The sequence below is a fragment of the Falsiroseomonas sp. HC035 genome (assembly GCF_050563525.1).
In the GTDB taxonomy this organism is placed as follows: domain Bacteria; phylum Pseudomonadota; class Alphaproteobacteria; order Acetobacterales; family Acetobacteraceae; genus Falsiroseomonas.
Map to the genome: position 1 here is coordinate 901,388 of NZ_JBNXUN010000001.1, position 8,624 is coordinate 910,011.

The following is an 8,624-nucleotide window of genomic DNA, read 5'->3' on the forward strand; positions in this document are numbered from 1 at the left end:
CGGTGGAGGCGATGGGCCTGCTGCATCGCTACAAGGCGACGCTCGCGCTGGACGATGTCTCATTGGTGCTGCCGGAAGGTGGCACGATCGGCGTCATCGGGCCGGACGCGGTGGGCAAGTCCACGCTGCTCGGCCTGCTGGCCGGGGCGCGGCGCATCCAGGCCGGGCGGGTGCGCGTGCTCGGTGGCGACATGGCCGATGCCGCGCATCGCCGTGCCGTCTCGCCGCGCATCGCCTACATGCCGCAGGGCCTGGGGCGGAACCTGTATGCCGACCTCACCGTGCGGGAGAATGTCGACTTCTTCGCCCGCCTGTTTGGCCATGCGCGGGCGGAACGGCGCCGGCGGATCGCGGACCTGCTCGAGGCGACCGGGCTCGCACCGTTTCCGGACCGCCCCGCCGGCAAGCTCTCGGGCGGCATGAAGCAGAAGCTCGGCCTGTGCTGCGCGCTGGTGCACGACCCGGACCTGCTGGTGCTGGACGAGCCGACGACCGGCGTGGACCCGCTGTCGCGCCAGCAGTTCTGGGAGCTGATCGAACGTATCCGGCAGCGGCGACCCGGCATGGGTGTCGTCGTCGCCACCGCCTACATGGAGGAGGCGGAGCGCTTCGACCGGCTGGTGGCGATGCAGGCGGGCCGCGTGCTCGCCGCCGGTACGCCGCAGGACCTGCGCGCGCGAACCGGCACGGCGACGCTGGAGGAGGCTTTCGTCGCGCTGTTGCCGGAGACCGCCCGGCGCGGCGCGCGCCGCCTGGAGATCCCCCGGAAGCCGGAAAGCGCGGCAGAGCCGGCGATCGTGGCCGAGGGCCTGACGCGGCGGTTCGGCGCCTTCATCGCGGTCGATCACGTCAGTTTCCGCATCGCTCGCGGCGAGATCTTCGGCTTCCTCGGCTCCAATGGCTGCGGCAAGACGACGACGATGAAGATGCTGACGGGGCTTCTCGCGCCGTCCGAGGGCAGGGCCTGGCTGTTCGGCGCGCCGGCAGGCGGCGGCGGATTGGAGACGCGGCGGCGCGTCGGCTACATGTCACAGGCCTTCTCGCTGTATGCAGAATTGACGGTGGTGCAGAACCTCATCCTGCATGCGCGCCTGTTCCACCTGCCGCAGGCGCGCATCCGGCCCCGGGTCGAGGAGATGGTCGCGCGCTTCGACCTGGCCGCGCATCGTGACGCGCGCGCGGCGGACCTGCCGCTTGGCGTCCGGCAGCGGCTGTCTTTGGCCGTCGCGGTGATCCACGCGCCGGAGATGCTGATCCTTGATGAGCCGACCTCGGGCGTCGATCCACTGGCGCGCGACGCCTTCTGGGAGTTGCTGGTCGACCTGTCGCGCCGGCAGCAGGTGACGATCTTCATCTCCACCCACTTCATGAACGAGGCGGCGCGCTGCGATCGGGTCTCCCTGATGCATGCCGGCCGTGTGCTGGCCAGCGGGACGCCGGAGAAGCTGAAGGCGGCGCGCGGCGCGGCGACGCTGGGCGAGGCCTTCATCGGCTATCTGCGCGAGGCGGAACAGGCGGGTGCGGCGGAGATGCCGCGACCAGCGGCCCTGCCGGACCACGGCACGGTCGCCGCGCCACCAGGCGGCACGGCCCGCGCCGGGCTGCGCCGCCTGCTCGCCTATTCCTGGCGCGAGGCGCTGGAGCTTCGACGCGACCCGATCCGGCTGTCGGTCGCACTGATCGGTACGGCATTGCTGATGCTGGTCTTCGGCTTCGGTATCTCGACCGACGTGAACCGCCTGACCTTCTCCGCCCTCGACCGCGACCAGACCATCGAGAGCCGGACCTATGCGCAGGAATTTTCGGGCTCGGCCTATTTCGCCGAACGGCCGCCGATCACCAGCGAGGAGGATATGTGGCACCGCCTGCGGGCGGGCGAAATTGCCGTCGCACTGGAGATTCCCGCGGGTTTTGGCCGCGATCTGCGCGCCGGACGGCCCACGGAGGTGGCTGCGTGGCTGGACGGCGCGCTGCCGTTCCGGGCCGAGACGGCGACCGGCTATGTCTCCGGCCTGCATGCCGGCTTCCTCGCCGCGCGCGAGCCTGGCCGGACGCAGCCCGCGCCGCCGGCCGTGGTCGAGACGCGTTTCCGCTACAACCAGTCCTTCAAGAGCATCTACGCCATGGTGCCGAGCACCATCGCGATCCTGCTGATGCTGATCCCGTCCATGTTGATGGCGCTCGGCGTGGTGCGGGAGAAGGAACTCGGCTCGATCACCAACTTCCACGTCACGCCGGTGACACGGCTTGAGTTCCTGCTGGGCAAGCAGTTGCCCTACATCACGCTCAGCATGGGCAACTTCGCGCTGATGCTGCTGATGGCGCTGACGGTGTTCGGCGTGCCGCTGAAGGGCAGCCTCGTGGGGCTAACGCTTGGCGCGCTGCTGTATGTGACGGCGGCGACCGGCATCGGCCTCGTCATGTCCGCCTTCACGCGCACGCAGATCGCGGCGCTGTTCGGCACCGCCATCGCGACGATGATGCCGGCGACGCAATTCTCCGGCATGTTGCAGCCTGTCGCCAGCCTGGAGGGCGCGGGCCGGGTGATCGGCGAGCTTTTCCCGACCGGCTATTTCATGAAGATCAGCGTCGGCACCTTCACCAAGGGGCTGGGCTTCGCGGACCTGCTGCCCTTCCTGCTGCCACTGGCCACCTTCATCCCGGTCCTGACGATGGCCAGCGTCCTGCTGCTCCACAAGCAGGACCGCTGACCCGTGATCCGGTCGCTGTCCAACATCCTATGGCTCGGCCTGAAGGAATTGCAGAGCCTCCGCCATGACACCTTCCTGCTGGCCTTCGTCGTCTACTCCTTCACCTTCGCGGTCTACAGCCACGCCACCGGCGTCACGCACAACCTGCGCAACGCCGCAATCGCGGTCGTCGACGAGGACCGGTCCACGCTGTCCGCCCGCATCGCGGATGCTTTCCTGGCGCCCGCATTTCAGAGCCCGGACCGCATCGCCCCGGCCGAGATGTCCCAAGGCATGGATGCCGCGCACTGGACCTTCGTTCTCGACATCCCGCCCGATTTCGAGCGGGACGTACGGGCCGGACGGCAGCCGCTGGTGCAACTGAATGTCGATGCCACTGCGATGCTCCAGGCCGGCATCGGCGCCGGCATCATCGAACGCATCGTCACGGAGGAGGTCGCGCGCGGCACGGGGGGCGAGGCAGCGCTACGGAATGCGGCAGAGCCGGTGGCGCTGCAATTGCGGGTCGCCTTCAACCAGGCACTCGACAGCGCACGCTTCTCAGGCGCCATGGCGATTGTCAGCAACGTGACGATGCTCTCGGTGCTGTTGGCGGGTGCGGCACTGATCCGGGAGCGCGAGCACGGCACCATCGACCATCTGCTCGCCATGCCGCTGACGCCGATCGAGATCATGCTGGCGAAGCTGTGGGCGAACGGCCTGGTGATCCTGACGGCGGTCTCGGTCTCCCTCATCGTCGTGCTCGGCTGGGCGGTGGGCGTAAAGCCGGCGGGATCCATCCCGCTGTTCCTGGCCGGCACGACGCTTTACCTGTTCTTTGCGACGTCGCTTGGCATTTTCCTGGGCACCGTGGCGCGGTCCATGCCGCAGCTCGGGCTGCTGTTCATCCTGACGGTGCTGCCGATGAACATGCTGTCAGGCGCCGATACGCCGATCGAGAGCATGCCGCTGCCGCTGCAATTCACCATGCAGCTGGTGCCCTCAACCCATTTCGTGAGTTTCGCCCAGGCGATCTTGTTCCGCGGAGCCGATCTCGCGATCGTCTGGCCGCATTTCCTGGCGACAGGGGCGGTCGGGACGGCGTTCCTGGCATTCGGGCTGTCGCGATTCCGGCGCGCGCTTGCCACGTGACTTGAGCCTGGGGACACCCAGGCCGGCGTGGCGCGAGAGTCGGCTGGCGGCGCAGCGAGGGTTGGCGATCAGGCGCATCAGCTCGAGGTTCAGCGTCGTCTACCCATCAGGCCGGTGGTAGCACCCCGACCGACTGATCGAGACCAGCTCGCACTGCCGCACCACCGATAGCTGCGGGTGCCCCGGCTCCATCATCTGGCGGCGCCGCTCCAGGCTCATCGACCGGACGCTTTCGCCAAAAAGTCCCGTTCCAGCAGCAGCTGCCCCATCTTGGCGTGCAGCCTCTCGATATCCGCCTCGACCGCCTTCGCGCTCTCCTGCGCCGCTGCCTTGCCCAAAAGCACCGCGGTCAGCCCTTCCACGGCCTGCCGCTTCCACTCGCCGACCATCGTCTGGTGAATGCCGTGCTTGGCCGCCAGCTGCGCTGCCCTCAGATCACCACGCAGCGCCTCCAGCGCCACCTTCGCCTTGAAATCCGCCGAATACCGTGTCCGCTTGCCCGTCATTCAGATCCGTCCTTCTCGCAGGTGGACCGAGCTTAGCCACCCGTCCGAAATCCTGGGACCACCTCACTTTCGGCAGGAACTCGACCGCGGCTCGATTCAGTACGGTGGCACCCGGGAGTTCACGCTGGATCGGATGTAGCCGCTGATGAAATCTGCTGGCCTGAGGCACCGAATTGTGCGAGCGGCGTTGAACCACGCAGGGCCGTGCAGGCCGGTGGGGCATGCAGATGAGTGGGCGTAGCATTTTGGGAGCCGAAGGCCTGGCTCGTGATGGTCACGATGCATCAGTCCGGAGGCGGCTGGAATCCATTGCGCGTGTCCTGGACAGCAGGTGGCGCATCCCGGGTACTGGCATCCGGTTCGGTGCGGATGCCGCGTTGAACGTCATACCGGGCATCGGCTTGGTAGCCTCGAAAGGTGTTTCGGCCTACCTCATCCTGGAGGCGCGGCGGCTGGGTGTGCCGCCGGGCGTCTTGATGCGGATGATTGGCAACATTGGTGTTGACGCCTTGATCAGTGCAGTGCCCCTCGCCGGCTGGATTGGGGACGTCTTCTTTCGCGCTAATCTGCGCAACATGGCACTCCTACGGCAGCATCTCGACCGGAAGCAACGCCCGGCCGATTGACCTGCACCTCGGTCAAGCCTGTTGCCATCGTCCCCGCAGGGACCCGCGCCACCGTCGTGTGCGTCCAGGTCATCCCATCCCTCGGCGTCGGTAGCCCGCGCGCAATCAGGAGGCGCGCCAGAGCCTGACGGGTTGCCGCACCGGCCTCGCGCACTGCTCAAACATCCAGGGCCAGTCGATGCGCTGCCTGCTCGGCTACCTGGCAGCGCACCAGGGCTGCTGCGTCGCTGTCAGGGCCAGCAGCGGGCCGGTAGCCCAGCAGCCAGTGCACCCACGATCAAATCCTGAGACGGAGACCCTTCTATAGTTTAGTCTGAGCCAGGCGTGCAGCCTTGCGTCGACGGCACAGTCCGAGCCCAAGCAAGCCAGCTCCGAGCATCATTGCGCTCGTGGGTTCGGGAACCGCGACAGGTGCAGCCAGCGCGCGGATGTTGTCGACACCCAGCATGCCCACGATCGGGTCAGGCCGATCAGCGCCTTCGCTGTGAATGATGCGCAGGAACGTCACTCCACTGAGCAGCTGGTTTGGATCCCCGACGATCGGCGCCAACGCTGCTGGAAAGACTGGAAACGCCACGCGGACCCAGGCACCGCCTGCCGGAAGCTGCGCCCCAAAGAGCGTTACGGCCTCGTCGGTCGGCGGAGCCTGCACGGGGTTTTCTAGAAGAAGGCGCACGACAAGGTCGGAGGTGCCCAGGTTGCGCAGGTCCATCTCGATGGCACCCACGCCTGCACCCAGGTAGTTACCGCTCCACTGCGACCCGTTGAGAACCGCGAGCCGACTACCTGGTCCGCCGCCGCCGGTGGCAGTGATCTGCAGATATGCGTCCCCGGCTCCGGTGGGTCCTCCGTCCGACACCACCTGCGGCGGCACCGGTGGCACTGCGCCGAAGGGGCCGACGCCCGTCAGCCAGCCACTGGTGGTGCCGCTCTCGAAGGTGTCGACCTGACCGATGACGGGAGCGGCCCGAGCGGGATCAGGAGGAAGGCCGAAGGCGAGGGCTAGTGGGACCGCCACGGCGAAGAGGGGCCAGCTGCGGCGCGTGCGCCGTGACTGCTTCGGAAAGCGCATGCGCCAATCTCCCGAGATTATCCAGCTGGGTTGACTCACGCATGGACAGAGCACGCGGCGCAACGGTCTTCACCAGGCCGACCGCATCACTTCTCTAGTAACGATAGAGAGACCGAGCGGCCCGCGTCTTGCGGGCTGCAGACCGGCTCGCACGCAAGTTCAGCGATTGGCTCCCCGGGTCCTGGGTTGTGACTAGTAGCTTGATTGCACGGTGACGGTGGTCGACGACGGCTGCGGTGCCACAACTGTGGGAGAGGGCAGCATAATTACTGTCGCCGGCTGCGCGGCGGCCGCGTCAAACAGTGTGGCGCAGATCCGCCCCATGACCCACTGCAGGCTCCGGCAACTGCCAAGCGTGCCTAGCCGAAATCGTCCCCGCGCAGCACCCGCTCACCGGGTCCGCCGACCGACCGCGGGCCCGAGGCGCCAAATGCGGATGCGGCGCACCGTGGTGGTGGCGTGGTGCTGGAGGGCTCCCCCGGTGCGCCAGCGCGGCCCCCCGATGCCGACGCCGCCTCGGTCAGCGCCATCGCATTAGGCGCCCCTGCGCTGCCAGGACGCGCGGCTCCGGCAGATAGGCTTGCCATTAGAACATATTGGGAACATACTTCATCCATGAACGAGGGCAGTCCGATCGATCCTGAAGTCCTGCGCCGAATGCGCGAGGTGATCGTTACCGCCATCGCCACCCGACGCATCAGCGTGACCGAGGCCGCAGCCGAGGCACCTGGCCTGGGACGGGGGCTGCAGCCAGCGCTGCATGCCAGCACCATCGACGCGGCGGTCACGCAGATCCTCCGCAGTCTCGGCGCCTGTCAGCCACAGCCCGAGCCGGTTCAGGTTGACGGCCAGTGGCTGCACTCCGTGAGCCAACCGGAGGTGGCGGACTCGCTCGCCTACGCGATGCGGTCCGACGCGACCGGCAAGGCCCGTCGCACTGGTGCCGAGTACGTCGCGCCGGCCGCCGCGGAGCAGTTGCTTCGGCAGCTCGCCATGAGCGGCTACGTGCTGATGCGGCGCGGTGGACCTCCGGCGCGGAGCACCTGATCGCCATGCAGGCGGCCGATCCGACCATGACCTTCACCGTGGCTGATCTTGCCGACGACGAAGCCGTGCTGCTGCCCTGTGCCTGTGGGGTGCGGGCGTTCACCAAGAGGGAGCTGGCAGCGCTGATCGGCCGTGACGCCCGGCTGCACCTGATAGGCCTTCGGCGCGAGCTCTGGTGCGGCGAGTGCGGCGAGGTGCCATTCGAGGGCAGCGTGGTCAGGCGCGACAGGGTGCACCGTTAAGTCGGGCAGACTCACCCGACGGCGCGCTGCAGAACTCGCGCCACGGTCGCGTGGGTCCATGTGGCGGTGCCACGCGGCGTCGGCACCTGACGCACTGTCAGCGCTGCGCCAGTGGCGCCTGGAAGCCTGGCCGCCGGTCGTCCTTGCCGCTGGCGATGTCGGAGAACTCTGCCGCCAGCGTCCAGCCCTGGGCCGCCACGAAGGCGCGCACGCTGGCCTGCTGCGCCTCCAGGCCAAGCCCGCTCTGGCCCTGCTCCGCGGCCGAGACCCGGTAGAGGCCGACCGCCAGCCGCGAGGCGCTGTGCTGCGTCGTGCGCATCGGGCCGGCACCGCGGCGATCTGGTAGACGCTGTAGCTGCCCTTGGCGCCGGTCTTGTTCGGACCAACCTGCCGCACACACTCCAGCACCGTGACCTCGATGCCGTGCCGCGTCCGGAGACCCGCAAAGAACCCGCGCACCGTGTGCGGCGCCCAGCCAGTCGCCTCGACCACCTGGGCCACCGTCGCGCCCTCCGGCCGGCGCAGCAGCGCCAGCACCGCCGCCTGCTTGGTGCCTCGCGCGGCCTGCGAGGGGTGTCGGCTGCTCGTGGCGCGCGGGGCGGCCGGCCGGCGAGGATCATGCGCAGGGAGGCCAAGGCGGCGTCGAGCGGCTGGGAGGCTTCCCAGGCGGTTATCACCGCCGTTGCGGCCGCTCGCAGGTTGGCCCGGCCGTCGTGGACGCTCGGCGCGGGAGTGCCTTCGCAGGGCCTAGAGGCGGGCCCAGGGGGCATCGCCCGAGTCTGCCCCCGTGTGTCGCCTTTCCTGCGCGGGAGCCGCAACGGCCTCGCCGGGGCTGTCTTGCGCAGGAGCCAGGCCGATGGCGGCCCGGCCACGCTCGATAATCCGCGGGGCAATCCAGGCACCCGCCTCGTCCTGACGCCAGCCGCAACCGGCATGCTCCGGTAGCGCTGGCACCTCGGTCAGCAGGCAGCCCTTCAGCATGCTGCGGAACACCGCGTTGCGTGCGGCAGCGGGGATCTTCGGCATCGCGGCCAGCCCGGCCTCGTGTTCCGCCGCCTCGCCAAGGATCTGGGACTGGGTGTCGGACGGCGTCATGACGGTGGTCTCCGGTATCGGGCGCCGAGGATCGGCCCCTACCACCAGGCGCCCCGCCGGGCTGAACCCGGTCGGAGCGTGCTCCACGCTTCGCGCTGAGCGCGAGCAAAGCCAAGCGCCTTCTGCGATCTACGGCGCGCCGGCGCGCGTAGCTGTTGGCCACGGTTTGGTATTGACGCGTGCCGATGCTCTCC

General features: G+C 68.6%; 8 protein-coding genes and 2 pseudogenes. 5 read left to right on the forward strand and 5 right to left on the reverse strand.

The genetic code is table 11. From position 1 onward, the window contains the following. Positions 1 to 11: 11 nt before the first annotated feature. The gene (gene rbbA, locus ACLF3G_RS04435; RefSeq protein WP_430668139.1) at positions 12 to 2,711 is read left to right on the forward strand and encodes a ribosome-associated ATPase/putative transporter RbbA; all 2,700 of its coding nucleotides are present in this window, start codon (positions 12 to 14) and stop codon (positions 2,709 to 2,711) included. A 3-nt stretch (positions 2,712 to 2,714) separates the two neighbouring features. Further along, positions 2,715 to 3,842, forward strand: a complete 1,128-nt coding sequence (locus tag ACLF3G_RS04440; RefSeq protein WP_430668112.1) for an ABC transporter permease — start codon at positions 2,715 to 2,717, stop codon at positions 3,840 to 3,842. A gap of 108 nt (positions 3,843 to 3,950) precedes the next feature. Here ACLF3G_RS04440 and ACLF3G_RS04445 read toward each other — a convergent pair. Then, positions 3,951 to 4,348: pseudogene (locus tag ACLF3G_RS04445) on the reverse strand (transposase); the annotation flags it as partial. A gap of 227 nt (positions 4,349 to 4,575) precedes the next feature. Between ACLF3G_RS04445 and ACLF3G_RS04450 the strand changes: the two are divergent. Continuing rightward, positions 4,576 to 4,974, forward strand: coding sequence for a DUF4112 domain-containing protein (locus ACLF3G_RS04450; RefSeq protein ID WP_430668113.1), 399 nt, complete (start codon positions 4,576 to 4,578; stop codon positions 4,972 to 4,974). Positions 4,975 to 5,275: 301 nt separating this feature from the next. Here ACLF3G_RS04450 and ACLF3G_RS04455 read toward each other — a convergent pair whose 3' ends face one another. Then, positions 5,276 to 6,046: a PEP-CTERM sorting domain-containing protein gene (locus ACLF3G_RS04455; protein ID WP_430668114.1), complete on the reverse strand. Its 771-nt coding sequence runs from the start codon at positions 6,044 to 6,046 to the stop codon at positions 5,276 to 5,278. Between the two features lie 615 nt (positions 6,047 to 6,661). On the opposite strand from ACLF3G_RS04455, the gene ACLF3G_RS04460 reads away from it, so the two are divergent. Beyond that, the gene (locus ACLF3G_RS04460) at positions 6,662 to 7,093 is read left to right on the forward strand and encodes a hypothetical protein (protein WP_430668115.1); all 432 of its coding nucleotides are present in this window, start codon (positions 6,662 to 6,664) and stop codon (positions 7,091 to 7,093) included. Between the two features lie 26 nt (positions 7,094 to 7,119). Continuing rightward, positions 7,120 to 7,335, forward strand: coding sequence for a hypothetical protein (locus ACLF3G_RS04465; protein WP_430668116.1), 216 nt, complete (start codon positions 7,120 to 7,122; stop codon positions 7,333 to 7,335). Between the two features lie 97 nt (positions 7,336 to 7,432). On the opposite strand, the gene ACLF3G_RS04470 is transcribed toward ACLF3G_RS04465, so the two are convergent. The 3 genes and pseudogenes from ACLF3G_RS04470 to ACLF3G_RS04480 all read right to left on the reverse strand — a co-directional run bounded on the left by ACLF3G_RS04470 (position 7,433) and on the right by ACLF3G_RS04480 (position 8,430). Continuing rightward, a complete protein-coding gene (locus tag ACLF3G_RS04470) occupies positions 7,433 to 7,654 on the reverse strand; it encodes a recombinase family protein (RefSeq protein ID WP_430668117.1) in 222 nt (73 codons plus the stop codon). 101 nt (positions 7,655 to 7,755) lie between these two features. Then, positions 7,756 to 8,079, reverse strand: a pseudogene (locus ACLF3G_RS04475) (DUF3489 domain-containing protein); the annotation flags it as partial. A gap of 3 nt (positions 8,080 to 8,082) precedes the next feature. Next, a complete protein-coding gene (locus tag ACLF3G_RS04480; protein ID WP_430668118.1) occupies positions 8,083 to 8,430 on the reverse strand; it encodes a hypothetical protein in 348 nt (115 codons plus the stop codon). Between the last annotated feature and the right edge of the window lie 194 nt (positions 8,431 to 8,624).

Coding starts and splice junctions, on each gene's coding strand:
- rbbA (WP_430668139.1), top strand. CDS start 12: ATGGGCCTGCTGCATCGCTACAAGGCGACGCTCGCGCTGGACGATGTC.
- ACLF3G_RS04450 (WP_430668113.1), top strand. CDS start 4,576: ATGAGTGGGCGTAGCATTTTGGGAGCCGAAGGCCTGGCTCGTGATGGT.
- ACLF3G_RS04455 (WP_430668114.1), bottom strand. CDS start 6,046: ATGCGCTTTCCGAAGCAGTCACGGCGCACGCGCCGCAGCTGGCCCCTC.
- ACLF3G_RS04460 (WP_430668115.1), top strand. CDS start 6,662: ATGAACGAGGGCAGTCCGATCGATCCTGAAGTCCTGCGCCGAATGCGC.
- ACLF3G_RS04465 (WP_430668116.1), top strand. CDS start 7,120: ATGACCTTCACCGTGGCTGATCTTGCCGACGACGAAGCCGTGCTGCTG.
- ACLF3G_RS04470 (WP_430668117.1), bottom strand. CDS start 7,654: ATGCGCACGACGCAGCACAGCGCCTCGCGGCTGGCGGTCGGCCTCTAC.
- ACLF3G_RS04480 (WP_430668118.1), bottom strand. CDS start 8,430: ATGACGCCGTCCGACACCCAGTCCCAGATCCTTGGCGAGGCGGCGGAA.